Raw genomic sequence first — 25,735 nt, forward strand, 5'->3', positions numbered from 1 at the left:
AGCGATTGTTATTCGCTGGCATAAACTCTGTAAAGGCACATTGTTAACGCAAAAATATGTACAAGGTGAAAAGCTAAGTAAAGTTGAACTCATCTTTTTCAACCAAACGGTTAAACAATACCGCGAACGCCTAGCAAGTATTAGCTGGTTTATGCGGCTATTAAATGAAGACATTGCGCGTAGAGCAAATAAAGAAGATAACTGCACAGGACGATTCTGGGAGGGTAGATTCAAATCGCAAGCATTACTAGATGAAGCAGCACTTGCAGCGTGTATGGCCTATGTCGATTTAAATCCCATTAGAGCAAAAATGGCTAACACACCAGAAGAGTCAGACCATACCAGTGTACAAAAGCGTTTAACATGCGCAGCAGAAGGTAAACAACCAAAACAGTTACTACGTTTTGCTGGTCTGCCTCGTCAGATTATGCCCAAAGGGCTGCCGTTTGAGCTTAAATCGTACCTTGAACTTGTTGAGCTAACAGAGCGAATAATACGAGAGGATAAGCGTGGGCATATTGATAATATGAACCTTCCTTTGTTAGAAAGGCTTAATATATCCCCCGAAAACTGGTTAAAACTCACCACACAATTTACGCGCGTATTCCATGGTGCAGTAGGTAGGCCCACTTCACAAGCAAGTTACTGTGAATATTTAAAGCGGAAACGGCGAACAAATATTAGCAACTGCGAAAAGTTACTCGCATAAAACTTAAACTACTCAGTAAAACCATTCAGTAAACATTAAAACTGTAATTATGTAGTTATTATCATGCGTGTAATTCAGGTTTTAGCGTGCTAATGACTTATTTATTAGATGAAATGAAAGTGACCCAGTAATCAAAGATAAATTTTGAACCTGATTGGCTAATTTAGTGGCACAGTTTTGTTTGTTCGATTAAGGTGGCTGTCAGGTTTGTATTTGTTTCTGTGTATTTCTACATTAAGGAAAAAACCTTAAAGTTAACTAATTGTTTACAGGTGTTTATTTGATGGTTAAGATAAATGCATTGTGATATGTGGACATTTGTCGGTTTATAAAACGACAAATATCGTAGACAAAATTGTTAGGTGCTACAAGCAAAAGGCAGTTGTTTCGAATTTTGCTAAAGCTTCTCAAAAGGAAAATTGGCTGAAAATAGTTTATGAAAAAACACTCAAAATCTGACAAGATACTTTTGGTTTCTTGTGGTCTATTTTTTACCTTTCTCTTCATTCACGATCTACTTACTGGTCAAGTTTCTCCCAAAGGAGGCGAAGATTACTCACTTGAAACCAGCCCAACTATGTTTTACTTTATTCTAGGTGTATATGCAGTTTTAACTGGGGCGTGTATTTTTGAACTTGTAAGAAACAAGATTCAGTTTAAATGAACAGCGCACCTAACAAACCAATCTTGTTCAGCCAGCAAGCAGTTATCGATTTTTCAAAAAACAGGCTAGAGCTTTTTAATAAAAAAAATTAAATAACTAACCTAAACTTTGTTCTTTGGTAGGTTTTAACTAACGCACCATGTTTATGGATTTCACTATGGTATGGTGCGACAGCTGTTATTGTTTACAATTTGTATTTTAAAGCTACTTTTCTAGTTCTTTTCTAATAATTCTTTTCTTATAATTTCAGCCCCAGCGCTCAAGGCATTTAGTTTACCTCTGGCTATATGGTGAGGTAGTGGAGCCATGCCGCAGTTTGTACACGGGTAGAGTTTGTCGGCATCTACAAATTGCAGTGCTTTACGTAGCGTATTAGCTACTTCCTCTGGCGTTTCGATAGTATGATTTGCTACATCAATTGCGCCTACCATTACTTTTTTACCGCGAATAAGTTCTAGTAAATCCATTGGTACATGGGAGTTATGGCACTCTAGTGAGATAATATCGATATTAGATTGCTGAAGCTTAGGGAATGCTTCTTCGTACTGTCGCCATTCGCTTCCTAGTGTTTTTTTCCAATCTGTATTTGCTTTAATGCCGTAGCCATAGCAAATATGCACGGCGGTTTCGCATTTAAGACCTTCAATTGCGCGCTCTAAACAGGCAATTCCCCAGTCGTTTACTTCATCAAAAAATACGTTAAACGCGGGCTCATCAAATTGGATGATATCAACGCCGGCGGCTTCTAATTCTTTTGCTTCTTGATTAAGAATGATGGCAAATTCCCACGCTAGTTTTTCGCGGCTTTTATAATGGTCATCGTAAAGCGTGTCGATCATGGTCATTGGGCCTGGCAATGCCCATTTTATTGGTTGCTTGGTTTGCTTGCGTAAAAATTTAGCGTCTTCAACAAACACAGACTTTTGACGGCTAACAGAGCCCACAACTGTAGGTACGCTTGCGTCGTATCGGTCACGAATTTTTACTGTTTTACGTTTTTCAAAGTCAACGCCATTTAGGTGCTCTATAAATGTAGTTACAAAATGTTGCCTTGTTTGCTCGCCATCGCTAACAATATCAATGTCTGCTTGTTGCTGGTCGAATAATGACAAGCGTAGAGCGTCGTGTTTGCCTTGGGTTAATTCATCACCTTTTAATTTCCAAGGTGACCAAAGTGTTTCTGGCTCTGCAAGCCATAAAGGCTTAGGTAAACTGCCAGCGGTAGATGTAGGTAGTAATTTTTTCATAATAAATAATGCCGTATATTTTAGTTAATTATTAAACGTATCGTTAAGCGCGTTATTACTGGTTGTTACTATTAGTTGTTATGACAGATAGCTAGTAGAGAATTGCTCAAGAACTGTTTGGTACGGTTTGATAAAATGCTCTTGTGCAAACTTGCCTTGCTCATTTGCTAACTTGCCACGTTCTTCTCGGTCATACACAATTTGCGTTAGTGAGTGGTCCAAGTTTTTTAAGTTTGGTTTATATGATTTACCCGCTGTTGCGTTGGCATTATAAATCTCTGGTCTGTAGATTTTTTGAAACGTTTCCATCGTACTAATGGTGCTTATAAGCTCAAGATTGCTGTAATCATTAAGTAAATCACCAAAGAAAAACAATGCCAAAGGCGCGGCGCTATTTTGTGGCATAAAATAACGTACCTGTAAGCCCATTTTTTTGAAGTATTGCTCAGTTAAAGACGATTCATTTGGTTCGTATTCAACGCCAAGTACCGGGTGCTGGTTTTCGGTGCGGTTGTAGGTTTTGTTATCTGACACACTTAGGCATATAACCGGTGGTTTTTTAAAGTTTTGTTTGTATGTATCCGAATTTACGAATGACTGAAATAGCTTGCCATGTAAAACCCCAAAGTCATCTGGAATGCTAAATTGAGGCTTGCCTTTATTGTGCTCTTGTAGGAGAACGCTAAAATCGTAGTCGCGTACATACGATGAAAAGTTGTTTCCTACAATGCCTTCAATGCGCTTATTAGTTTTATGGTCAACAATATTTGTTTTTAATATTTCGATAGAGGGGAAGCTTTCGCCGCCATCTTCAATACCTATCTCAACAGAGACAATTTCAAGCTCAACAGCATAACGCTCACCTTTGGTGTTATCCCAGTGGGCTAGGGCATTAAAACGGTTGTTAATCATGTTTAAGGCGTTACGCAAGTTTGCTTTGCGGTATTCACCTCTGGCTAAATTAGCAAAGTTGGTTGTGATACGCGTATTAGTTGATGGATGATAATTTTCATCGAGTGAAACGCTCTTTATATTAAATGTAAAATCTTTTTTCATCGTGTTTATATCCAATTTTATAATTTAAACCTGATTGATGCTCTGCGCTTTATTAGCCTTGCAACTTACTTAGCTGGCTTAGCTGGTTTAGGTATTCAGCGGCTTTAAGTTGTTAAATAGTGTTTTGCGCTAAGGAATGAGTAATTTATACGTTGATTGGTATATGAAGAAAAACGGTTTAATTTCACATAAAACATGAGTCATATTCATTAATCACTATTGTTAGATTCGATTACGTAGCAATTGGCGAGAAAAAGGCATAAATCGGTAAAAATAAAGGATGGATGTTTAGCCGTTTAGACTTCCTTGTCGTTGGTGTGTACTTTATTCATGTTGAACATGAGGAATATTCAAATGGTTTTTTTGTAGCTATATCAGTATGTTAGTTAAGTTTTTAGCATATTGCGTCGCTGTTTATAATAAATGTCGTCACGGGTAAGTTCCATCTAGCTATATAAGTAGATACCTTAGCTAATCTAATCTAATCTCAAAAGATAAACCGACTTTTCTGAGTACGTATATAAATGCTTGTAAATTAATAAAAGGCTATAAACCATATTAATGGCAATGCCAGTGCGTTAAGTAAGTTATACTCGTTTTTCATCACCTCACCTATTGAGTATTCGTGGATATCAAAGGCACTTGTATTGCATCAACTATTGATGAGCATGGCCCTGTTTATGTATATCAAACAAAAAAGAATCTTATTCTCAGCTTTGACGGAAAAATTTATCAAAGCTGTATTAAATTAAATAATATTAACGGGTTAAGCTTAGCTTATACGCAAGCTATGATGGCTGCGCTTTTTTTTATTCCGCACTTAAAAACCGCGATGATAATGGGACTTGGGGCGGGCTCTATAGCAAAAAGTCTTTATCATGCGTTTCCTGCACTGACTATACATACCGTTGAATACCGCAAAGCCGTTGCTGATATGGCTATAAAATATTTTGAAGTTCCTGTGTCAGAACGTTTGTTTATTCATATTGATGATGCGGCAAACTACATGAAAAACACGCAGATAAAAACGGACGTTATTTTTTCTGATTTATATAGCTCAGAAGGGATGGAATCAGATCAGGTGCAATCATCTTACTTACGCGATTGTAAAAATGCGCTCACTTTTGATGGTGTTTTAGTACTTAATATTTGCCATACCAAAGTTGGGCAGAGGGAAGCGTTTGATCAACTTCTTGAGAAAGAATTTGCAGGAAAGATTCTTAGTTTTATTATTGAAGGCGGTAATAAAATTGTGTTCGCTTTTAACAATAAAATGCCTGCACTTAGTGAAGATGAATTACTTGCTAAAGCTCACGTGTTACAAAAATTAATAAACGTACCAATGACGCGCTATGCCGGGCTTTTATTTAATTAAAATGGTTAGTTTTATTTACTGGTAAATGACGCGTTTGAATCCATCCATCTATCTGTTGTTCATTTAAACTTGGTTAAACTAATTATACTCTGAATAAAAATAATAAAGTACGTACCCGTACGGAAACACTTATACATGGATTACTGTAAAAATATAATCGCTAAATTTATAAGCGCGATGCAAAAGCGGCCTGGATTATTGGCTGTGTTGGCGTTTTTGTCGGGCGTTGCCAGCTTTGCACTTGTAGATAGAAAAGAGTCTTTTTCGCAAATTATTGCGATATTTTTGCTTATTAGTTGGTTGTGGCTAATTATTGATAATTGGTTACGTGACAAAGTAGAAGAAAAGTTTGGTGTGGCTGTATCTCCTAATGTAATGCGTTTTGCTCTGCAAATGGTGCAACAAGAAAGCTTATTTTTTGCTTTGCCGTTTTTTTTAGCGGTTACACAGTGGGATCATCCTCAAGCAATTTTTACCTCCCTCATTGTTTTGTGTGCGGTTATATCGGTTATAGACCCCTTTTATTACAAAAAACTTGCTAAAAACCGTACGTTATTTAGTGTGTTTCATAACTTTGCTTTATTCGTTGTTTTGCTTGTTACTTTACCTATTTTGTTAAACCTTACAACGAGCCAAAGTTTAGCCGCAGCTCTTGTAACGGCTGTAGTGGTTACTCTACCGAGTTTAAACAATTTAATGCCTAATGCACGCTGGTGGCGTTTTCCTATTCTTGTATTGATTTTATGTGCTTTGAGCACTGCTGTGTGGCAATTAAGGAGCTATGTGCCTCCTGCTGCGCTGCGATTAACCGATATTACGTTAGCTCATGAAGTTGATTTACAGCATAAAAAGCCAGTAGGGAGTATTAAACAGTTAGACTCTTATACACTGCACCATCAAGGTTTATATAGTTGGACCGCTGTTAAAGCACCAAGAGGCTTAAATGAAAAAATATTTCATGTGTGGCTTCATAATAAAAAAGAAGTTGATCGGATCACGTTAAATATAAACGGCGGGAGAGAGCTAGGTTATAGAGCGTGGACACACAAAGTAAACTTTCCTAAAGACTCTGTTGGTAAGTGGCAAGTAAAAGTAGTCACCGAATCAGGTCAGTTAATAGGTTTAACGAAATTTACTGTTACACCTTAATTAACTTAGTCGGCTGTATTTTAAACACATAGCTGATATAGTTTTTGCATTCCAAACTAATGGACATAGTTTATGAGTATTGCTTTTGAGATTTTTATTTGGCTAATTGTTGAAACTGGTTTGAGTTTTTTATTTTACTCGACCGGTTGGCTGCTATTAAAAGTGGTAACGTTGGGGCAATATAATAGCGAGTTTAAGGATTTTGCATCTTATAAAGCGAGTAAAGCTAGAAGAGTCGACTTAATCTTCTTACTCGGTTTTTGTTTTTATGTTGCACTCATTGCCGTTATGGCTTATTTAAATCACTAAACTGGCCAACAAATTAGGTTAATAATTTTAAGAATAATAAGCAGCTTAATGAGTTATTGCTGCTTATAGTTTTCCCCTTTACCGCACTTTTTTACACTTCCTACTTATACTTTTCCTGTTTTTGCAATAGGGAACACCTCACCGTGAGTACTATAACTATCATTTTACTATTAAATTAAGTACCTGCTAGAGCATTGCTCGGTGCGTATATAGCTTTGGTTTGTTGGTTGAAATCCGAGCTAATTGCAACTTGTAGTTTATGGGTAATACTTAGTAAATACTTCAAATCTAATAAATAAAACAATATATATGCATCCATTTATTTCGCTAACACGTTTTATAACAATACTATGCGCCACTTTTTACCATTTATGATGGTTTTGGACTTAATAAATGACTCACTATTTAAAATATGTATTTGTTATTACGACTCTAGCGGGTGCAAATACAGCTTACGCACAAGCAAAAACACAAGAGCACTATCAAGAGCTTGAAGTGGGTGTAGGCGGAAATATTAAGCATACCCATACTGACGTAAATTACAAAAATAAAGAGTTTGATTTACATATTCACCCATTATGGGAAAGCCGATATGTAACCGAAGGTCGAGATAACCTTGCCGGTAATGGTATTGTATCAATTGCTACTGAGTTTAATTATAAAAACTTTGCGGTGATCCCTTGGGCCGCAAAAGGTATTAGTAGTGATTATTCAGAGCTTAATTTAAATGCCATTTATACCGCTCACTTATCTGAGCGAGTAGAGATGTATGTAGGTTATAACTATATTAAAGCTCGCGAAGATGGCATTGACGCTCACGATAATGAGCTAAGCCTCGACTTTGCGTATCTCTATGCAGACGATATTCAGTTGTTAAGTAGTGTTTATCATTCATTTGATGCCAGCGGTACATTTTTGGAGTTGGCAGTAAAAAAAGATTTTTATATTAACGATTTACTATTATTGGATATTCAATCGGGCGTGGGGTTTAACGCGGGGTATGTTAGTAATGGGCACAACGGAATTAACAACGTAAAGTTTACTGCAAACTTGTCGTATCAGCTTTTTAATCAATTAGCCTTATACACATATACAAGCTATAGCATTGCCGTTAATAAAGATGAAAAACGCTTTGCAGGTGACGAGACACTTCGAAATATATTTTGGGGTGGTGTAGGGCTAAGTTATCAATACTAGGGCGTGTTTGCTTTTCGAGGGTGAGTTTACAGCTTTTAAATTATTCGTATGTTTTGAATCAATAAACAATGCGTATGTGTAATACACAATAACTAAAAAATGTTAGTGTTTAGCTATCGTTTAAACACAGTTGAGAATTACATATGAAGTTTTTAGTATTTTTAGGCACAGTACGCGATAGCACTCCACCAAAACCAGCTCGCTTAGGCTTAAGGGTTTCTAGGGCTTGTATAGAATGCTTAACAGAGCATTTTGGCGATCATGAGTTTGAGCTAATTGATACGTTGGATTTTCCTTGCGAAAACATATTTAAACCACACTTTGCATACGCTGAAAGTAATGCACCTACAGAGCTCACTCTTTTAGCTGATAAAATTAAAGCCGCAGATGGGTATATAATGATTAGCCCTGAGTACAATCACAGCATGAGTCCAGCTCTCGCTGACTTACTTAATCATTTTGGTAGCTCACTATTTTCGTATAAACCAAGTGCAATAGTAACTTACTCAGCAGGGCAGTGGGGTGGCGTAAGAGCGGCCATTAGTATGCGCACATTTTTATCTGAACTTGGCTGTTTGCCGGTATCGGCGATGATCCACGTGCCAAAAGCGCAAGATGTGTTTAGTGAGGATGGCAAACCTGTTGCAGGAGAGAGTCAATCATCGTGGTTTAATTATTTCTCACGCACGTTTAGCCAACTAATATGGTGGGCGCAGGCTGCTAAAGAGCATACCGAGGTGGTTGACCCACAAAGTTTGCTAAAAAGCTTTAAAACAGATCCTTCTCAGCGCAATGCACCTTAATACCCGCTAACTAATTGTTTGGATTGATTATAGAAACATGGCTGCATATAGTGGTATCATTAACGCTACATATTTTTAATAATGCATAATACCAATTCGCAATAATAGTTAATCAATTTAAGGGATTAAATCGCTAACTGCATTAAAAATTTTTGATATAGAACAACTCAATAACGAAATTTTGCTTTGTTATCGACACGATTTTCTTGTCTCAAAATAGATTACTTAATTATGCGAATTGGTGTAAGAAACAAGGAAATTGTGTCTTGAAATATCTAGCCTTACTAAGTGTGCTAACGCTTAGTGCATGTAGTTCTGTTCCCCATAAAATTGAAATGAGCCAAAGTACGGCTGCAAATATGAACCTTATCGCTTTAACTGAGCAAAGTGCACCAAAGGGGGTTGCTGGCACTTACCAGTTTCATATTAAAGCGGCGGGAGTTCAGGGGAGTTGGTTGTATTTAAATACAGAAACTGATTATCGTGACAGGCGTTCAATTACGGTATCAATACAGCCTAATGTGGTAGCAGAGCTTCAAAGTAAATACGGGCAACCAGCAGACACCTTTTTTATTGATAAAACAATAGAAGTAACAGGCGAAGCTAAACGAGTAACTATCGATTTTATGAGCCGTGGTAGAGTCACTAATAAATATTATTATCAAACGCACATAGCTGTGTCATCACTTAAGCAGCTTCGTGTTATTGAAAGTTAGCAAAAAGCAATGCACTGTATTTATATACAGTGCATTGTAAAAGCTTACTTTGAGCTTTAACGTTTACACTTAAATTTACTGCTATGGCGCTACTTTTGCGCTGTTTTATTCCACGATTTCAAAACTCTTATTTAACCTATTGTAATCTCATTACATAAAACTAATAATTGGTTAGTTTTATAAGTTTGAGTACCTGTATTGAAAGCCAAAGAAATCCGCAACTTTTATATCAACGAAGAGCAATCTGTTTATTTGCTTTCGCACCGCGATGCTAAAAAACACCGCCAGTGGCTTAATATTTGTATTAAGCAGTTAACACTGCTGGGCTACAAAAACGTTGAAATGATTGGCTCGGGTGCTTTTGGTTTTGTATTTGCAGGTGATGACGATAACGGCTTACCTTGGGTATTTAAGTTTTCGCGTATTACGCTTGCCCAAAGTGTACGTGACCGCCTAGAAGACGAAGCGTATATGCTTTCGCAAATTAATAACCCCTTAGTGCCTACCTTTTATGCATTCGAGCGAATTAAAAAACAAGGGATTTTAATGATGGCGCGCGCCATTGGAGAGGACCTTGAAAAAGTATCGCTTAAAACAGGGCGCTTTAGTGCCGCGCAAATAATGGCGCTAGCTGTTAGGTTACGTAATGTATTAATTGATTTACGCAGCCACAAAAACGGCATTAGCCCACAACCTATAGTGCATGGCGATATAAAGCCTTCAAACCTTGTTTGGGATGCAAACACTGATGCGCTGTCGTTAGTGGATTGGGGAAGCTCTGTGTATGCACAGCTCGATAGCGATGGTAACCCTGTTGCGAGTAACTTTATGGATTTAATGTCGGGCGATTTAAGTACAACTAATGCTCGTATGGGCGATGTGTACTTTATTGGTGAAGCACAAATGTCGGGGGAGCAATCATCCCCACGATTTGATGAACAAGGTGTAGCCGCAACGTTGTATGCGCTAGCGTCGGCGCAGTCGTGCCGCTTTGGTGCACAAGCCATCCCTGCAAGCAGCTTAGGGCTCCCAAAAGAGTTGGCTAAAGTGATTGATGGCATGCTTTCTAAAAGTAAGGCAAAACGTGATGGTGCAGGTGATTACTTTATGCGTAATATTACAACTATGGCTAAAGCGTATTTACCTGAGCTTGATAAAAAACAAAAAAAAGCAGATATTCCTTTTTGGTATGGCAAGGCAGAGCAACCCGACACGGTTGTATATAGTTCACGAAAACAGTTTTTACGCCAAGCCGATCATAACCAGCAATTACTAGATATAAACGACGCGCAACTTGACCGTTATTATAAAGAGTTTTTGTTTGATACAGGCGATACCGAAAAAGCATTTTTAGCATCAATAAGCCGATTAGCTAAGTACCCTGTTGTTGGTGGGCTTAGTTTTCATTGGAAGGATGAGTCGATGTTTGTTGAATCGTCTTTAATTATGCATGACGAATCATTGGGTGATGCGTTTAGTGATGCGATTAATAACACGGTGATGCTTGCGCAAGCGATTAATCAAAAAGGGTTATTTAAGTGTTGTTTGTTTGATGCCCGTAAAACCATTCAACTAGAGCGAGATGGCACGGGTGCATTTAAGTTTGATAGCCTACCAGAGCTTGAATACGAAGTTGTAAGTATGAAGGCAAACGACATAACCCGCCCGCATTCATACTTTGAAGACGGTAAAGACCCTGATGAGCAACTACAGCTACCTAAAAAAGTTATTAAGTGCGTATTTGAGCTTAACCAAATTCATCATACGGGGTGTATTATTTTTGAAGCACTGCCCGACAGAATGAAGATTCACCATTACTACCGTTTACTCGATTCGACCAAAGAGGTTGAGTTTAAACGTTTGCTAAATAAACTTATGCAATACGCGGTAAATATTACGGACGTGGGTGTTGCGGGCTTTATGAAACTCCCATATAAAAACACCCGTGAGTTTAGTTTATGTGAGCAGCAACAAGAGCATTACTTTCCTAAAAATCCCAAGCTTGTATCTTTATAGAAAGTACTTAAATTAAGAGTGCTGAATGAAAAGACAAAGATAAAAAAAGAGCACAAGTTTGTTTAACTTGTACTCTTTGCCACTTAATTATTAGGTAAGTATTACTAATTATTAAAACACCTTACTAAAGGGCGACGTTGGTGATAGCTCAAATTGATGAGTTAGCTTTTGCGTTTTATTAGTCGCTGTAATTTGATAATGCTGCTTGTGCTCATTGTTACTAAATAGCTTAACGTTAAAGTTAACTTTGGCTAGTTTACTAGGCAAAGAGTAGCGCCCAGTAATGGTTACTTGGTCTATATTGTCGCTTTTATGTGTATGCGACGCTTCTGGGTTTAGCAAAAGTCCGTCAATAGTAAATTTATACTGATGATCTGCTAAATAAACGTTCTTTTTAACTCGCTTACTTATTTGTTTTTTATGAGCATTAAACTCAACTATTGATACTTTGCCATCCTCATCTTCATCAACCCCTTTAAAAGCCGAAATAGGGATTGAAAGAACAATAAACACGTTATTATCAACAAAATTCAGCGTACCGTGCTCTGCAACCATTAAATGCGCGTTTGCTAATGTTGATGTGCTCAATAAGCCCAATGTGGTCACACTTAACAGATAATTTTTCTTATAAGGCATAACTTACTCCTAATTAAACTTCGCCTTTAACGCAGCGTTGAAAAAACGGGTAAGTGTCTGTTGCGTAGTAGTGGTATATCCCATCAGGAAACTCAGGCGTTACACCAACGCGGCCATTACATTCATCTAAATCACCCGAGCCTGCTACGTATTCCCAATCTTGTGCAAATGTACCTAATGAGTATATATCGGTAGAAGGGCGGTTTGCGCTTACGGTTGTTACGTGTTGATAGCTTGCGGTCATTGCGGTTAGGGCTGAAGTTGCATCACTTGAGTCTGAATAGCCGTAACGTGCATAAATAGGAAAGCCATCTGCTGCCCAGCCTATTAGAGTCATAGTAGTCCTATTGCCACCTCGCATTGCTACAAAGCCTTCAGGCATACCATGATAATGATATGTACCATCGGGTTGTACGTGTGCATTGTTGTCGTCTGTTCCAAAACTAAACGTGTCTTGGCTTAGGGCTTCTATATTCCAGTTGCCGCTGTTGTCGCCTAAATCGCAATCGGTGCCAGAATCATCACAACTTCCGCCTGTGCCTGCGTCTATTTTAATGCCATTAAGTACAACGCCTATCATTCCACGAGGACCACCAAGCATAGTTGCTTGTGTTGTTTCTATAGGCTCAAGTGTGTAGCTTTCATTTACTGATTGTTCAGAAATAGTATTTGGGTTATCAGCATTAGGGAATGTACCTACTTCGTGATCGGGTATGCCATTAGCTGCTAAGTCGCGTGTAGTTCCTGTGCATGACCAATCTGCAGCGCTGGTGGCTTGTACTGACTCTGACTCGTTATATTCACTGTAGCTATATTCACAAAGTACACTTTGGGTTGAACTGCTGGTACCTGTGCCATTATCTGTGGTGGTTTGTGATGAGCTTTCTGTAGTTTCTGAGCTATCAGCTATGCCTTCTCCACCTCCACATGCAACTAACGATGAAACAATTAAAGCAAGAGAAGTGAGCTTTAAAGCATTTATCCTATTTCGATTTTTATTATTAAGTGCGTATTGTTTCATTGCTGCCTACCTGATCAATTAAGTTACTCAAACAATAATCAGCAATTGTGCAAATAGTGTGTAAACAATGATGACAAATTAGCAATTATGTAAATAGGCGGAGTATTAAAGCTAAGTTGAGATTTAACTTTATGAGATTGTGTTTTATTTTAAAATTTCAAAAAGTTAAACTAATGCCAAAATAGCTAACATAAAAGGCTACCTTAATGGCTAAAACAAAACCTGTAGTGACGTTACAAAGTCACGGTATTTACTCTAAGTGGGATAGTGAAAGTAAAGCGTTGCCACAAATAGAGCAATTTACAACAAATGTAATAGCTGAGGTAGATATTGAGTTTGGCTTAATCGTAAATATCAAAAAAGGTAAAGGCGAAAAGCTTCATTATTGTATTTACCATCCTGATATTCCAGACAGTGACGGTGATGTGATGGATCCTTTTGAAGGCGATGTATACGTTAAAAACAGTGATTGGAGCTTTTATTTAGGCGATACGCTTTGGCTGCCAATAGAAAATAAATTGGGTGATTGGCGAATGACGATTGAATTAAATGGAAAAATCATTGCTGATAAAACTTTTAATGTGGCATTAGAGGCGCAGCGCACCGAAACAGATTTTTGGAAAAACCGAGGGTACTAATTGTTATTTATTGGCTATGTAAGGCGGATATAATTGAAGTTAATGAGAAAATAGTCGAAGAGCTATTTATAAATAGCTCTTCGACCTTAAATTAGTAAGTTTTTAGTTACCCCAAGGGTTACTAGAATTAGAACGCTGCTTACGATCGCGAGCACGTTGCTTAGATTCTTTTTTCTCTACAATACGCTTAGCATCAACAAAACTAAGCTCACACGGTTCCCCCGGTTTATGATCAGCTGGGATCACACGATCTCGTGGTGGTAGTTCGTATTGAACATCATCAGGCTTAGGTAAGTTTTTAAGACGATAAAGGTAAAAGTTATCTACTTTTTCTTGTGCCCATTGTGTTTTACGTAAAAATTTAACCGCAGACTTAACATCAGGATTATTTTTAAAGCAGTTAAGTTGTAAATAAGCGTGCAGGAGTTCCCACCCGTATTGTTCAACCAGCTCTTCAACCACTTGTTCTAATTTTACGCCTTGCAGTGGGTTATTACTGAAAAGTTCTTGGTTGCTCATAGGTGTTGCCTCATTATTAAAATACAAATTACATTATAAGTTTTATCTATAATTTTTGATACTCTAAAATCTACACATACAATGAATTGAAAGATAAAATTTACACGTGTTTAAATAATCGGTAATATTAAAAAGCTTTATAAAATACGGCAAGATGCCAATTTATAGTATTAAAGATTAAGGAATATTACGAAATGGGACTTTTTAATAAGATCAAAACTCAAGCAAGCACTATTGGCTCAAATATTAGTGACTCTACATCAAAACTAAGTAGTGATATTGCTACTTCAGCAAAAGAAAACGCAAAACTTTCATCTATTCGTTCAGAAATCACTTCAATCGAAGGTCAGCTTAATATTGGTTACAAAGATATTGGTAAAAAATATGTTGAGAACCTTTTAGCTAACCAAGGTGAAAATGTTGAAGTTGCTTTACAAGAGCCTTTATCAAGAATAGAACCTCTTTTAGAGAAAAAGATTGAGCTTGAAGATGAAGCCATTGAAATTGAAAAGAAAATAAAAGATCAAATTATAATTCAAGAAAAAGCAATTTTTCAAAAAGAATACGATCAAGAAAAAGAGAAGTTAGAAAAAGCAGTAAAACTTGATGTTTTATCTAAAGAAGAAATGGAAGAAAAGTTAGCTAAAGCACGTTTAAAACTAGATAACTTTGACAACATTCGCAAGCTTAAAAAGCAAGAAGAAATGGGTTTGATTACTAAAACAGAATTAGCTGAAAAATTAGCTGCATTCGGTGCCTAGTTAAACGTTTAAGCCACATATTACTATGTGGCTTATTATTTAATTAACTTTGGCAATTAACTACAACACGACCACGAATTTTACCTTCCATAAGTTGCTCTGCGTTATCGATTACGTGTTCGAGTGATATTTCTGTCGAAATTTTATCTAAATAATCAGCGCTTACTAATTTAGCTAAACGATCCCATGCTTCGATTCTGTCGGCTTTAGGGCGCATTACGCTATCAATCCCCATTAACGATATGCCACGTAATATGAATGGCGCAACTGACCCTGGTAAATCCATACCTTGTGCAAGTCCGCAGGCGGTTACTACGCCACCATATTTTAATGATGCACAAATATTGGCAAGTGTATGGCTCCCTACAGAGTCTATTGCCCCAGCAAAGCGCTCTTTTTGGAGGGGCTTACCTGGATTTGAAAGCTCATTTCTGTCAATTACGTGTTTAGCGCCTAAATCTTTTAAATACTCACTTTGATCTAATCGGCCCGTTGCTGCTGTTACGTTAAACCCAAGTTGATTTAATAAATAAATAGCAAAGCTGCCTACGCCACCATTAGCACCCGTTACCAGTATTTCGCCAGACTCAGGCGTAATACCTTGTTTTTCAAGCGCTATAACACTTAGCATGGCGGTATAACCGGCGGTACCAATTTGCATGGCTTGTTTTGGTGAAATACCAGCAGGCAAGGGGATTAGCCAATCGCTATTAAGTGCCGCTTTTTGAGCAAGCCCACCCCAATGTTTTTCGCCTACACCAAAGCCATTTAATATTACGTTATCACCGCTTTTAAATTCATCGCTGGTGGAGTTTGTAACCGTACCCACTAAATCAATACCTGGCACCATAGGAAAACTACGTACAACGGGGCCTTTGCCAGTGATTGCTAAGCCATCTTTATAGTTAAGTGTGCTGTATAGCACGTCGATAGATACGTTTTCGTTTGGTAAATCACTATTTTCGATAGTAGATAATGAAGCGCTATAGTTATTATCTTCTTTATTAATAACAATGGCTTTAATTGGGTTACTCATGGGATATCCTTTTAGACCGATCGTCTTTTAATTGGTAAATAAAAACGCATTAGGTTAATAATGCGCGTAAAAACATTTCTGTATACAAAGTAAGTGGGGTATTTGATTTAGTGAGCTTGGCGCGCATAACAGCACCTTCCCAACCAATCCAAAAGTACTCACTCATTAATTTTGTGTTTACATGGCTTGCAATAGTGCCTTGCTGCTTAGCTTTGTTTAAGCAAACTTCTACATGGTTTTGCCAAGCGGTGTAGCTTTGCATTAATCTGGTTTTAAACTCTTCACTTAAATGATTAAGCTCTTGGTTTAAGTTACCGACTAAGCAGCCACGTTTGTAATCGTATTTTTTCATCCCCTTAATTGCGCTTTGGGTAAAATTAACGATTCGCTCCAGTGGGGGAACATCTTCTTGCTGTAAGTAATAGGTAAGCTTGGCAATAAAATAATTGTCGTATGCATCAACTAACGCAATACCGTAGGCTTCTTTACTTTTAAAGTAATGATAAAAAGAGCCTTTAGGTACAGCGGCTTTTTTTAAAATAGTATCGAGGCCTGTGGCACTAAAACCAAATTCGGTTAGTGTTTCTAGGCCCGTGCGAATAAGTAACGCTTTTGTATCGGCGTTCTCTCTGGCTATTTTAGGTGGGCGACCACGGCGTATTGGTGTTGATGTATTTTTGTTCATAGGTATATATTAGACCGATCGACTTTAAATAATCAAGTGTAAATTTAAATTGTTTAAAAATAGTTCAAATTAGGTGCGTAATAATAACTGAAATAAAAGTGTCACGATTACATTTTTGTTTGGAACTTAGTCAAATTACTCAGGTCGTAATTTATGTACTTAAGTACATTTTAGCGATTATTGAGTCGCATTTTATTTAGCATAAAACCGGTCAAATTAAATGTTGCATGACCACTTACTTTTTTAAATGTTAATTCATTTTTGCATCAGCAGCTTAGTTAAAGTCAAACAATTTAATTGCTTTTACGATTTGAATTTTACATTTTTATTAACTATTCATTAAATGTAGATTTCACTAATGCTACACAATATATAAATAAAAAGGTGAGGATATTACCGATGAAGAGACAGAAAAGAGATCGTTTAGAAAGAGCTCATTCTCAAGGTTTTAAAGCAGGTTTAGCAGGTCGCTCAAAAGAGCTATGCCCTTATCAACAAGTAGATCCAAAATCAGAGTGGTTAGGAGGTTGGCGTGAAGCGATTGAAAACCGCAACATGTACAAAACCTAAAATCAATAATCGAATTTAAGCAAAAAGGCCTCCAAGTTGGAGGCCTTTTTGTTTGTGCGTTTAAAAATTAAAATGCGCTAGTGTCTTGGAACAAGCCCACTTTTAAATCTTTTGCTTCGTAGATTACTCGGCCATCTACTTCTACAGTGCCGTCAGCAACGCCCATAAACAATTTACGTTTAATTACGCGTTTCATTACAAGGCGGTAAGTTACTTTTTTATTTGTTGGTAAAATTTGGCCAGTAAATTTAACTTCACCCACACCTAGCGCACGGCCAAGACCAGGGCCACCAGACCAACCTAAGTAAAAGCCAACTAGTTGCCACATAGCATCTAATCCTAAACAACCTGGCATTACTGGGTCGCCTTTAAAATGGCAATCGAAAAACCAAAGGCTAGGGTCAATATCAAGCTCAGCAACAATCTCGCCTTTACCATGAATTCCGCCATCAGCAGTAATAGAGGTAATGCGGTCCATCATTAACATGTTGTCACTTGGTAAACGGCAGTTGCCTTCACCAAACATTTCACCTTGACCGCAAAGGATCAAATCTTCTTTTGTATAGCTATTTTTAGGTTCCATAACACTTATCTTCGCTTAGAAATTGCCAAGTACTTTAGCGTACACTTGTACGCTAAACAACTCGGAGCAGTTAAAAAATCAAAATATTGCATATTAAATCACCAATCAATCAGCGCGATTGGTTTTTGCACTATAAAACCGCGCAATTACAATCAGAAATCATTATAATTAGCGCTGTCTTATAACCAGTCTAAAGGAAGTTTATGATCCTTTTTGTTAACTCACTAACTGTGATTGATTTTTCTTACTTATGTAACAAACGCGGCGCCGTTGGCGAGAGCTGGATTGTTGATTTAACTTTGCACGGTAAACTTAACGAAGAGTCTATGGTTTTAGACTTTGGTTTAGTTAAAAAGCAAATTAAAGGCATTATAGATGAGTGTATTGATCACCGATTAGCAATTCCTACGGGCCTTAATGGCACTGTATCTGAATTTGACGAGCATAAAACACTCGACTGTACATTTGGTGAAAACAACCACTTGGCTATGAGTGCTCCTCATCAAGCTTATTGCATGATTAACGCAAACGAAGTCACTGTTGAATCGGTAACTGAATTTTTAATTGCGACTATTTTACCAAAGCTACCAGATAACATTGAAAAAATTGAGTTGTCTCTTAAGCCTGAGCACAGCCAAAGCTTTTACTATCATTACAGCCATGGCCTTAAAAAGCATGATGGTAATTGCCAGCGTATTATTCATGGGCATCGTTCTCAAATTGGTATTAGCTTAGATGGCATCTCTATGCCGCGCTTGCAAAAAGAATGGTCTCAAAAGTGGGAAGATATTTACTTAGCCTCTAGTGAAGATCAAATTAACGCACCTGATTTAAAACATATAACAGCCAAAGCGGATGATGTATGTTTTGCTTACACATCGGCACAAGGCTATTTTGAAATGGCTATAAGCGAGTCTCGTTGCGACATTTTACCAGTAGACACCACTGTAGAATGTATTGCTGAACATGTAGCTGGCCAAATTAAAGCCCAATACCCAGAAAAAGCAGTAAAAGTAACCGCTTATGAAGGGGTTGGAAAAGGATCGATTAGTTATGTTTAAAACACTTATAGCAACAGCGCTTGTCGCCTCTGCTAGCTTTAGTGCTATAGCGCTTGAGTTAAAAGGGCATTTAACGCAAGGCGGTTTAGTTACAGGTAAGCTAGAAAACGCTAAATCAGTAAGTTTAGATGGCAAAAGCTTAAAGCTTTCGCCAAATGGTGATTTTGTATTTGGTTTTGGTCGTGACGCTGATACTACCCATTCTTTAAAATGGGTAGATAACACGGGTAAATCGCATTCTCAGCCGCTAGCCATAACTAAGCGTGAATATGAAATTGATAAAATTACCGGCGTGGCTAAGAAGTATGTTTCACCGCCAAAAGAAGTCAGTGCACGTATAAGCCGCGAAGCTGTTGCTGTTCGTAAAGCGAGAGAAGTTGACTCTGATTTACTGTACTTTTTAGACCCTGTGTTAAAGCCTGCAGAAGGGCGTATATCGGGTGTTTATGGCAGCCAACGTTATTTTAATGGCGAGCCTCGTCGCCCACACTTTGGCTTAGACATAGCTAATAAAACAGGCTCTCCTGTTTATGCTCCTATTAGTGGCACGGTGGTATATGCCGAACCTGATTTATACTACTCAGGCGGTACATTAATTATTGATCATGGTCATGGTATTACCTCAACTTACATTCATTTAAGTAAGCTTGATGTAAAAGTGGGTGATAGCATTGAGCAAGGTAACAAAGTGGCTGAAATTGGTGCAACAGGGCGTGTAACGGGTCCTCACCTAGATTGGCGTTTTAACTGGAAAGGCGAACGCCTTGATCCTGCATTACTAATGCAAGATACATTAGCAAACAAAAAGTAGAAACTATGACTGACGTAAATCGCGATGCAATAATTGCTCAGCGTATTGAAGACTCAACCACATCGGTAACTAAAACAGTGTTTCCAGGGCGCACCAATCATCACAATACATTATTTGGTGGTGATGCACTGGCGTGGATGGATGAAGTTGCATTTATAGCGGCGACTCGTTTTTGTCGTAAGCCTTTGGTTACCATATCCTCTGATAGAGTTGATTTTAAAGAAGCGATACCAGCAGGTACGTTTGCAGAGTTAATAGCTAAAGTAGTGCATGTAGGTAACACCAGCTTAAAAGTTGATGTAGATATACTATTAGAAACTATGCACAGAGACGATAAGCACTCAGCTATTAGTGGCAGCTTTACGTTTGTTGCAGTTGATGATAACCACAGACCAACACCGGTAGTATGCGATAAAATGATTTATGGTTTTGAGTAATTTAGAGCTTTAAAGACATTAGGGCGTGTTGAACTTTGGTGGGTGAATTTGCAGCAGTATGTTTGGTTTTTAGGCAAAGCAGAGCTTATGTAGTGTGGTTATTCCCCATAAATAGGCGATAACGCAGCATAAAGACCAAACATGCACTGCCCTTTGGGTTCTTTCTAGGGACGATTAACTCTTTGTTGCTCAGTTTTTACTTAGCCCACTAGGTTACAAACCTCGCGCCGCGATTAAATCCCCCCTAGATTGAACAAATTTCAATCCACAAAGATCAACACGCCCTAGAGTAAAGCTATATAAGCACCTTAATTGGTGCTTATATAAAACACAATAAAGAACACATCATACTAAATATTCATTAAATATAACCTCAACAACAGAGTTAATATTAACTAATAAAAGTAATCAAACTGGTGGGATTGATAGGGGGGAGAGTTGTTGGATTTGGATACTAAAAAGATATGCTTTTAACATACCTTTTTGGTTATCTTCAGCTTTTAATTACACTTACGTAAATACTTTTTAAAGCACCATTGCTGCAATCCAGCCAAATATCAGCAGCGGAATGTTAAAGTGAATAAACGTTGGAATAACAGAGTCTCTAATATGGTCGTGCTGACCATCGGCATTTAAACCTGAGGTTGGGCCAAGTGTTGAGTCTGAAGCAGGGGAGCCTGCATCACCTAAAGCGCCCGCAGTACCAACAAGTGCAGCGGTAGCCATAACAGAAAAGCCAAGGTCTAAACATAGAGGTACAAACAAAGTTGCAATAATAGGCACTGTTGAAAACGAACTACCAATTCCCATTGTAATTAATAAACCAACTAACAAAATAACACCCGCAGCAAGGGGTTTATTACCATCAAAAAGGGCAGCTCCACTGTGTACTAAGCTCGCTACATCGCCGGTAGCTTGCATAACCGATGCAAAGCCTTGTGCCGATATCATAATAAAACCAATCATCGCCATCATCGCAACGCCTTTACTAAATACGTCGCCGTTTTCTTCCCACTTAACTACACCAAATACACTAAATATCATTACACCTACTAGACCACCTAAAATCATTGAGCCACTTAGGTTTTGTGCAACAAGTGAGGCTAACACAGCGCAAAGTCCTACAATCATTACTTTTTTAGGCTTTTCGACATCAGCAGATTTACTCTGAGTTGTTAATGGGAGCTCTGTGTATTCACGGCGTTTTTTGTAGGTAATAAATACCGCAATAAGTAATCCAATAAACATACCCAATGCAGGAATAATCATCGCCATAGGGACTTGTGTATTTACAATATCTAAGCCGTTATCGACCAGGTTTTTATGCAAAATAGAATATAAGTAAATACCACCAAAGCCATAAGGCAGCACCATATAAGAGGTTGCTAATCCAAATGTTAAAATACATGCAATAGCACGCCTGTCTAACCTTAGCTGATTAAAAACAACGAGTAACGGTGGAATTAAAATAGGAATAAACGCTATGTGTACAGGTACTAAGTTTTGCGAAGAAATCGCACAACCTAAAATAATTAATAAAATGAAGTAACTTAAAAATGTTTCATTCCCGCTGCCTTTAGCATTTACTTTAGCAAGTAACTTATCAGCGAGAATGCGTGTTAAACCCGACTTAGAAATAGCAACGGCAAACGCACCAAGCATGGCATAACTTAGTGCAATTTCAGCTCCAGCAGAAAGGCCAGAATTAAATGCATCAACACTTTCTTTTATACCCAAGCCTGCGGTTAAACCAGCAACTAAAGCACTTATGATCATGGCAACAATGACGTTAACGCGAGCCAGAGATAGCCCGAGCATTAAAATAACGCCTATAACAACAGCATTCATAGTATTCTCTATTTGGAAATTTTAATTAATTTTATCAGATCTTTAGCCTGAGTTTTACGCTCTTTCGTAAAAGGTTTTTTACCATAGCGAACTTGGTTAAATAACTGGCTAAATGTGTTTATAGATTGTGCAGAATGAGGAAGTTGCTCAGCAAAAAAACGTAGTTGCTGACTAGGTGTTAAATTATCGGGTGTATTCATTTTTTGTTTTTTCGCCCATGCTTTTATTTCATAGAACTCTTTAACCATAGGCGCTAATTTAGCCGGACGTTTTGGTAAGTTTAAATAAACAAAATAACCTACAAAACAAAAACCAGCTGTTAATAAAACTATTAATGGTACAAGCCAAATATTATTACTACCAAAAATTGATTTTAAAAAATCATTTTGTTTTTCTTCATCAAAACCAAGTACCCAGCTAGACCATTGATAATCGAGATTTTCAAGTTCCAACCTTAACCAATTAATAGCGGGGAAATTACTTAAACTCACTAAACCAAAATCAAGATTACTTTTAAATTCGTTATTCAGCTCTTCGTTCTGAGAAAGTGAGCCATTTAAACGCTCTGGTGCAACAACGGCGGTTGCATCAAAAATAACCCAACCCTCGTTTTGTAAATATACTTCTACCCATGCGTGTGCGTCGTACTGGCGAACTGTTAGCGTATTATTATCTTGATTTAATTCACCGCCTAAATAACCACTTACTAATCGAGCGGGTATACCTGCAGTTCTAAAAATGTACGCAGCAGCGCTTGCATAATGACCACAAAAACCTCGTTTATTATCAAATAAAAATTGGTCAATGGTATTATCGCCGCTAATAGGTGTAGGAGTTAGCGTGTAAGTAAATCCCGTACCTGCAAAGTATTGCAATAAGCTATTGTAAAAATCGCGGTCAGAGTGTGTTTTTTGCTTTAAGTTTTTAGCAAGTGATGATGTTTTTATATTCTTTTTATGGGTTAGGTATTTGTAGCGTTTTTCTTCAAATTCGCCAAGCGGTAAAGTTGCAAAGTTAAAGCTATTTACATCGTATTGTAAGTTTTTAGCTTGTCGGTTTTTTTTTCGCAATAAACCTAGCGAATTACCTTCAACATTTTGTGAGTTACTACTGGAATAGGCTAAACCATAAAGCCACTTTTGTGTAGCAGGCTCTGTAATAACTGAGTAGCTTGCAATAAGTTGCTCATCATTTTTGCTCTGCGTATTTGCTTTTAAATTATTATATTTTAAAAAGTCAGACGTAAGCCACGCATTGCCATTAAATTCATCATGGACGATTGCTCGCCAATAATAAGGCGCTACAGGTTTTTCTTCGTTAAATTTAGCTCTAAAGACAAGTTCATCTGAGTTTGAAAGCTTTGCGATATCGAAAGGATCGACTTGTTCAGAAAGCCCTGTTTTTGCAAGCTTAGGCCCAGGAAGCTGCCAAAAGGCGGGCATTTTTGGTAAAAAAAGCAGTAAAAATACAGCTAAAGGAAGCGCTAAAAGTAGTAATTTACCACTTTGCTTAGAGGCTATTTTTAAATTATGTTTGGATTCGAGTAAGCCAAGTACTGCAAAGTTTAATATGTATAAACCACTTACAGTTAAAGTCGTTAAAATGCTTTGGTTAAATAAATACACCGATGAGAGTGAAAAAAACGTAAGCGTTGTAATTACATGATAGTGTTTTTTGGTTTTAGCCTGCAGCAGCTTAAATAAACTAGCAAGTAGCAGCATGGCCACAAATAAAATAACCGTATCCGACATGCCTACGGTGTAGAGCATTAAACCTAGTGACACACCTGCGAGTATATTTGCCAGCCAAGCATTTGGCTTTGGTTTATTACTCAGCGTTATGTAAAAGTTCCATGCACAAATAAGTGAAAGTACACCTACAAAAGCAAGCGGTAAATGTGATACAAAAAATACAATTAAACATGCATATATAAAAGACAGCGAATAATTTATTACTTTTTCGTTTTTAAGTATGTCCATTACACATCACCATTAAATGAGCATAATAATTCTAAGCATTGCTGCTTATGTTGCTGTCCGGTATTTGTATTTATTGTTTTATTCGGTAGCTTTAACATAAAAGGGGTGTTTTTCTCGGTTGCTTCACACACTAAAAAGCATAACTGGCTTAAACGTTGTTCTGTATCTCCATTCATCAACGTAAAATCGAAGAGCGCATTCGCTGTTTTAAAGTCTACAAACTCTTTAACTAACAACTGCTGTGTTTTTGCGTAATGCTTCCAAGAGACTCTTTGCAAGCCCATTTCAGGTAAGTGTGGGATTAACGACTCAAACTCTTCGCTACCAGATTGTGTAGAAATACCTTTATCGGCTTGCTCATCAAGCATAGAAACATGCGCATCACTGTGTACTTGTTCAAGCGACGGGTATACAAAAACACCTGTTTGTAATTGAATGTAGCTCCAAACAGTTATTAAGCCAAAGGGGTAGTTACTCGCTATTTTAATACGTTGCACTGAGTACTTACCGCGTGAGCTGTAGGGTAAGTTGAGTGTAAGTAACTGAGGTTTACTATCAACTTCGTCGGTATGTTTGTGAGTTTGCTCACTACCTTGATATGTTAAATTAATAGATTGGGTAACAGAAGGGCTTTGTAATTCAAATACAATACTCGGTTTTTGGGGTGCGTAGCTGTTAAATGCATCTTTAAATTTAACCGTTAAGCCTTTAGCGTTACTGTAGCCCATTAATACAGCAATAATCATCACCACAAACATAAGATAAGACATTATTAAAATTAAGTTATTTTGATAATTAATGCCCATTACAAAGTTTAAAATAGCCACAATTACAAAGTACCAACCTAGGGACGATGGCAATACATAAATTGTTCTGTGTTCAAGTGTAATTGAGTTTTTTAAATGCTTATTTTTTAATAACTTATTAAATACATCTCGCTTAAATGACTTAAATAAAGAAGGGCGCTTAGCTGTTTTTTTTGGCATAAAAGTTTATACCGGAACTAAAATGTTTTTTAAAATATCGTTTACTTGCGCTTCACCTGACTCATTATGCAAACCTAAACGATGCTGACACACACTTGCAAATACGGCTTGAACATCTTCTGGCATTACAAAATCACGACCATCAATAAAGGCCCACGACCTAGCCGCTTTAGCAAGAGCCATACTGGCACGCGGTGATAACGAAGATGCAAAAGCGTTGCTTGTGCGTGTGTAATTAACAAGCTCTATAATGTAGTCAATAACCGGGCTACTTAAAGTAATTTGGCTTATCTGGGTTTGAATTGCCGCTAACTCTTGTTGGTTAATACGCTTAGGTAACTGACTGTAATCTCGTTTTTGCATATTCAAAATTAAGCGTTTTTCGGCTTCTTTAGGTGGAAAACCTAAGCTAATACGCATTAAAAAACGGTCTAATTGCGACTCAGGTAACGGGTAGGTACCTGATTGGTAAAGCGGGTTTTGTGTTGCTATCACAAAAAATGGATTTGGCAGCGTATATTTTTTTCCATCGACTGTTACTTGTTGCTCTTCCATTGCTTCAAGCAACGCACTTTGTGTTTTAGGCCCTGCGCGGTTTATTTCATCAGCTAAAACAACTTGGCTAAAAATAGGGCCTTTATGAAACGTAAAACTGTGCTCGGTAGAGTTAAATACATTAGTACCCAGAATATCAGCAGGCAGAAGATCACTGGTAAATTGAATACGCTGATACGATAAACCTAACACAGCTGACAATGCATGAGAAAGAGTGGTTTTTCCCATACCAGGCAAATCTTCAATGAGTAAATGCCCTTCGCTAAATAAGCATGTAAGTGCCAGTTTTATTTGTTGTTGTTTACCAAATATAACACTCGAAAGATCTTCTATAATCGCAGTAACAGTACTATGCATGCTAACCTTAT

The 25,735-nt window shown here is 37.6% G+C and carries 26 protein-coding genes; 14 read left to right on the forward strand and 12 right to left on the reverse strand.

Features of this window, described 5'->3' with window-relative positions:
- Positions 1-709, forward strand: a 709-nt coding sequence (locus tag GQR39_RS06245; RefSeq protein WP_165735118.1) for a transposase, incomplete at its 5' end; no start/stop codon positions are given.
- Between the two features lie 876 nt (positions 710-1,585).
- Here GQR39_RS06245 and GQR39_RS06250 read toward each other — a convergent pair.
- Positions 1,586-2,620, reverse strand: coding sequence for a methionine synthase (locus tag GQR39_RS06250; RefSeq protein WP_165735119.1), 1,035 nt, complete (start codon positions 2,618-2,620; stop codon positions 1,586-1,588).
- A 78-nt stretch (positions 2,621-2,698) separates the two neighbouring features.
- Positions 2,699-3,676: a DUF1852 domain-containing protein gene (locus GQR39_RS06255; protein ID WP_165735120.1), complete on the reverse strand. Its 978-nt coding sequence runs from the start codon at positions 3,674-3,676 to the stop codon at positions 2,699-2,701.
- Positions 3,677-4,301: 625 nt separating this feature from the next.
- Between GQR39_RS06255 and GQR39_RS06260 the strand changes: the two genes are divergently transcribed.
- The 7 genes from GQR39_RS06260 to GQR39_RS06290 all read left to right on the forward strand — a co-directional run bounded on the left by GQR39_RS06260 (position 4,302) and on the right by GQR39_RS06290 (position 11,241).
- Positions 4,302-5,051 carry an ATP-binding protein gene (locus GQR39_RS06260; RefSeq protein WP_165735121.1) on the forward strand — a complete coding sequence of 250 codons (750 nt, stop codon included), beginning with the start codon at positions 4,302-4,304 and terminating at the stop codon, positions 5,049-5,051.
- A gap of 135 nt (positions 5,052-5,186) precedes the next feature.
- Complete coding sequence (locus GQR39_RS06265; protein WP_165735122.1) at positions 5,187-6,200, forward strand: DUF5924 family protein; 1,014 nt, start codon at positions 5,187-5,189, stop codon at positions 6,198-6,200.
- A 72-nt stretch (positions 6,201-6,272) separates the two neighbouring features.
- Positions 6,273-6,509 (forward strand): hypothetical protein, encoded by a 237-nt coding sequence (locus tag GQR39_RS06270; protein ID WP_165735123.1) that lies wholly within the window; start codon positions 6,273-6,275, stop codon positions 6,507-6,509.
- Between the two features lie 393 nt (positions 6,510-6,902).
- Positions 6,903-7,706 (forward strand): hypothetical protein, encoded by an 804-nt coding sequence (locus GQR39_RS06275; RefSeq protein ID WP_165735124.1) that lies wholly within the window; start codon positions 6,903-6,905, stop codon positions 7,704-7,706.
- Positions 7,707-7,849: 143 nt separating this feature from the next.
- Positions 7,850-8,509, forward strand: coding sequence for an NAD(P)H-dependent oxidoreductase (locus tag GQR39_RS06280; protein ID WP_165735125.1), 660 nt, complete (start codon positions 7,850-7,852; stop codon positions 8,507-8,509).
- Between the two features lie 266 nt (positions 8,510-8,775).
- The gene (locus GQR39_RS06285; protein WP_165735126.1) at positions 8,776-9,225 is read left to right on the forward strand and encodes a hypothetical protein; all 450 of its coding nucleotides are present in this window, start codon (positions 8,776-8,778) and stop codon (positions 9,223-9,225) included.
- A gap of 198 nt (positions 9,226-9,423) precedes the next feature.
- Positions 9,424-11,241: a serine/threonine protein kinase gene (locus GQR39_RS06290; protein WP_165735127.1), complete on the forward strand. Its 1,818-nt coding sequence runs from the start codon at positions 9,424-9,426 to the stop codon at positions 11,239-11,241.
- A 111-nt stretch (positions 11,242-11,352) separates the two neighbouring features.
- Here the strand turns inward: GQR39_RS06290 and GQR39_RS06295 are convergent, their stop codons facing one another.
- Both GQR39_RS06295 and GQR39_RS06300 read right to left on the reverse strand, forming a co-directional pair.
- Entirely contained in the window at positions 11,353-11,877 is a 525-nt protein-coding gene (locus GQR39_RS06295) for a hypothetical protein (protein ID WP_165735128.1), read from the reverse strand.
- Positions 11,878-11,890: 13 nt separating this feature from the next.
- The gene (locus GQR39_RS06300; RefSeq protein WP_165735129.1) at positions 11,891-12,898 is read right to left on the reverse strand and encodes a YHYH protein; all 1,008 of its coding nucleotides are present in this window, start codon (positions 12,896-12,898) and stop codon (positions 11,891-11,893) included.
- Between the two features lie 206 nt (positions 12,899-13,104).
- Here GQR39_RS06300 and GQR39_RS06305 point away from each other — a divergent pair, with 206 nt between their 5' ends.
- Positions 13,105-13,536 carry a DUF3859 domain-containing protein gene (locus GQR39_RS06305; RefSeq protein ID WP_165735130.1) on the forward strand — a complete coding sequence of 144 codons (432 nt, stop codon included), beginning with the start codon at positions 13,105-13,107 and terminating at the stop codon, positions 13,534-13,536.
- A 102-nt stretch (positions 13,537-13,638) separates the two neighbouring features.
- Here the strand turns inward: GQR39_RS06305 and GQR39_RS06310 are convergent, their stop codons facing one another.
- Positions 13,639-14,055: a VF530 family protein gene (locus GQR39_RS06310; RefSeq protein ID WP_007582761.1), complete on the reverse strand. Its 417-nt coding sequence runs from the start codon at positions 14,053-14,055 to the stop codon at positions 13,639-13,641.
- A gap of 194 nt (positions 14,056-14,249) precedes the next feature.
- Between GQR39_RS06310 and GQR39_RS06315 the strand changes: the two genes are divergently transcribed.
- The gene (locus GQR39_RS06315) at positions 14,250-14,816 is read left to right on the forward strand and encodes a hypothetical protein (RefSeq protein ID WP_007582760.1); all 567 of its coding nucleotides are present in this window, start codon (positions 14,250-14,252) and stop codon (positions 14,814-14,816) included.
- Positions 14,817-14,859: 43 nt separating this feature from the next.
- Here GQR39_RS06315 and GQR39_RS06320 read toward each other — a convergent pair whose 3' ends face one another.
- A complete protein-coding gene (locus tag GQR39_RS06320; RefSeq protein WP_165735131.1) occupies positions 14,860-15,852 on the reverse strand; it encodes an MDR family oxidoreductase in 993 nt (330 codons plus the stop codon).
- 49 nt (positions 15,853-15,901) lie between these two features.
- Positions 15,902-16,537, reverse strand: coding sequence for a TetR/AcrR family transcriptional regulator (locus GQR39_RS06325; RefSeq protein ID WP_165735132.1), 636 nt, complete (start codon positions 16,535-16,537; stop codon positions 15,902-15,904).
- A 399-nt stretch (positions 16,538-16,936) separates the two neighbouring features.
- Between GQR39_RS06325 and rmf the strand changes: the two genes are divergently transcribed.
- Positions 16,937-17,107, forward strand: a complete 171-nt coding sequence (gene rmf / locus GQR39_RS06330) for a ribosome modulation factor (RefSeq protein ID WP_002960897.1) — start codon at positions 16,937-16,939, stop codon at positions 17,105-17,107.
- Between the two features lie 67 nt (positions 17,108-17,174).
- Here the strand turns inward: rmf and fabA are convergent, their stop codons facing one another.
- On the reverse strand, positions 17,175-17,690 hold the full coding sequence (gene fabA, locus GQR39_RS06335; RefSeq protein ID WP_007582756.1) for a bifunctional 3-hydroxydecanoyl-ACP dehydratase/trans-2-decenoyl-ACP isomerase: 516 nt from the start codon (positions 17,688-17,690) through the stop codon (positions 17,175-17,177).
- Between the two features lie 203 nt (positions 17,691-17,893).
- Here fabA and GQR39_RS06340 point away from each other — a divergent pair, with 203 nt between their 5' ends.
- Genes GQR39_RS06340 through GQR39_RS06350 form a run of 3 tightly spaced genes read left to right on the forward strand, consistent with a single transcriptional unit; the run spans position 17,894 to position 19,999 of the window.
- Complete coding sequence (locus tag GQR39_RS06340) at positions 17,894-18,751, forward strand: 6-carboxytetrahydropterin synthase (protein ID WP_165735133.1); 858 nt, start codon at positions 17,894-17,896, stop codon at positions 18,749-18,751.
- Positions 18,744-19,562: a M23 family metallopeptidase gene (locus GQR39_RS06345; RefSeq protein WP_165735134.1), complete on the forward strand. Its 819-nt coding sequence runs from the start codon at positions 18,744-18,746 to the stop codon at positions 19,560-19,562. Before GQR39_RS06340 ends, GQR39_RS06345 begins: the two co-directional genes overlap by 8 nt.
- A gap of 5 nt (positions 19,563-19,567) precedes the next feature.
- Positions 19,568-19,999 (forward strand): acyl-CoA thioesterase, encoded by a 432-nt coding sequence (locus tag GQR39_RS06350; protein WP_010552809.1) that lies wholly within the window; start codon positions 19,568-19,570, stop codon positions 19,997-19,999.
- A 525-nt stretch (positions 20,000-20,524) separates the two neighbouring features.
- On the opposite strand, the gene GQR39_RS06355 is transcribed toward GQR39_RS06350, so the two are convergent.
- The 4 genes from GQR39_RS06355 to GQR39_RS06370 are packed head-to-tail and all read right to left on the reverse strand — an operon-like array spanning position 20,525 to position 25,724.
- Positions 20,525-21,847, reverse strand: coding sequence for a Na+/H+ antiporter family protein (locus GQR39_RS06355; protein WP_024593634.1), 1,323 nt, complete (start codon positions 21,845-21,847; stop codon positions 20,525-20,527).
- 8 nt (positions 21,848-21,855) lie between these two features.
- Positions 21,856-23,826, reverse strand: a complete 1,971-nt coding sequence (locus tag GQR39_RS06360) for a DUF3488 and transglutaminase-like domain-containing protein (protein ID WP_165735135.1) — start codon at positions 23,824-23,826, stop codon at positions 21,856-21,858.
- The gene (locus tag GQR39_RS06365) at positions 23,826-24,812 is read right to left on the reverse strand and encodes a DUF58 domain-containing protein (RefSeq protein ID WP_165735136.1); all 987 of its coding nucleotides are present in this window, start codon (positions 24,810-24,812) and stop codon (positions 23,826-23,828) included. The genes GQR39_RS06360 and GQR39_RS06365 overlap by 1 nt, the downstream gene beginning before the upstream one ends.
- 6 nt (positions 24,813-24,818) lie before the next feature.
- Positions 24,819-25,724 carry a MoxR family ATPase gene (locus tag GQR39_RS06370; protein WP_165735137.1) on the reverse strand — a complete coding sequence of 302 codons (906 nt, stop codon included), beginning with the start codon at positions 25,722-25,724 and terminating at the stop codon, positions 24,819-24,821.
- Between the last annotated feature and the right edge of the window lie 11 nt (positions 25,725-25,735).

This window comes from Pseudoalteromonas sp. C8, assembly GCF_011378685.1.
GTDB classification, from domain to species: Bacteria; Pseudomonadota; Gammaproteobacteria; order Enterobacterales; family Alteromonadaceae; genus Pseudoalteromonas; species Pseudoalteromonas arctica.

Bases quoted from the DNA above. Each gene is read 5' to 3' on its own strand.
- GQR39_RS06250 (WP_165735119.1), bottom strand. From the start codon at position 2,620: ATGAAAAAATTACTACCTACATCTACCGCTGGCAGTTTACCTAAGCCT.
- GQR39_RS06255 (WP_165735120.1), bottom strand. From the start codon at position 3,676: ATGAAAAAAGATTTTACATTTAATATAAAGAGCGTTTCACTCGATGAA.
- GQR39_RS06265 (WP_165735122.1), top strand. From the start codon at position 5,187: ATGGATTACTGTAAAAATATAATCGCTAAATTTATAAGCGCGATGCAA.
- GQR39_RS06270 (WP_165735123.1), top strand. From the start codon at position 6,273: ATGAGTATTGCTTTTGAGATTTTTATTTGGCTAATTGTTGAAACTGGT.
- GQR39_RS06275 (WP_165735124.1), top strand. From the start codon at position 6,903: ATGACTCACTATTTAAAATATGTATTTGTTATTACGACTCTAGCGGGT.
- GQR39_RS06280 (WP_165735125.1), top strand. From the start codon at position 7,850: ATGAAGTTTTTAGTATTTTTAGGCACAGTACGCGATAGCACTCCACCA.
- GQR39_RS06295 (WP_165735128.1), bottom strand. From the start codon at position 11,877: ATGCCTTATAAGAAAAATTATCTGTTAAGTGTGACCACATTGGGCTTA.
- GQR39_RS06300 (WP_165735129.1), bottom strand. From the start codon at position 12,898: ATGAAACAATACGCACTTAATAATAAAAATCGAAATAGGATAAATGCT.
- GQR39_RS06305 (WP_165735130.1), top strand. From the start codon at position 13,105: ATGGCTAAAACAAAACCTGTAGTGACGTTACAAAGTCACGGTATTTAC.
- GQR39_RS06310 (WP_007582761.1), bottom strand. From the start codon at position 14,055: ATGAGCAACCAAGAACTTTTCAGTAATAACCCACTGCAAGGCGTAAAA.
- GQR39_RS06315 (WP_007582760.1), top strand. From the start codon at position 14,250: ATGGGACTTTTTAATAAGATCAAAACTCAAGCAAGCACTATTGGCTCA.
- GQR39_RS06320 (WP_165735131.1), bottom strand. From the start codon at position 15,852: ATGAGTAACCCAATTAAAGCCATTGTTATTAATAAAGAAGATAATAAC.
- GQR39_RS06325 (WP_165735132.1), bottom strand. From the start codon at position 16,537: ATGAACAAAAATACATCAACACCAATACGCCGTGGTCGCCCACCTAAA.
- rmf (WP_002960897.1), top strand. From the start codon at position 16,937: ATGAAGAGACAGAAAAGAGATCGTTTAGAAAGAGCTCATTCTCAAGGT.
- fabA (WP_007582756.1), bottom strand. From the start codon at position 17,690: ATGGAACCTAAAAATAGCTATACAAAAGAAGATTTGATCCTTTGCGGT.
- GQR39_RS06340 (WP_165735133.1), top strand. From the start codon at position 17,894: ATGATCCTTTTTGTTAACTCACTAACTGTGATTGATTTTTCTTACTTA.
- GQR39_RS06345 (WP_165735134.1), top strand. From the start codon at position 18,744: ATGTTTAAAACACTTATAGCAACAGCGCTTGTCGCCTCTGCTAGCTTT.
- GQR39_RS06350 (WP_010552809.1), top strand. From the start codon at position 19,568: ATGACTGACGTAAATCGCGATGCAATAATTGCTCAGCGTATTGAAGAC.
- GQR39_RS06355 (WP_024593634.1), bottom strand. From the start codon at position 21,847: ATGAATGCTGTTGTTATAGGCGTTATTTTAATGCTCGGGCTATCTCTG.
- GQR39_RS06360 (WP_165735135.1), bottom strand. From the start codon at position 23,826: ATGGACATACTTAAAAACGAAAAAGTAATAAATTATTCGCTGTCTTTT.
- GQR39_RS06365 (WP_165735136.1), bottom strand. From the start codon at position 24,812: ATGCCAAAAAAAACAGCTAAGCGCCCTTCTTTATTTAAGTCATTTAAG.
- GQR39_RS06370 (WP_165735137.1), bottom strand. From the start codon at position 25,724: ATGCATAGTACTGTTACTGCGATTATAGAAGATCTTTCGAGTGTTATA.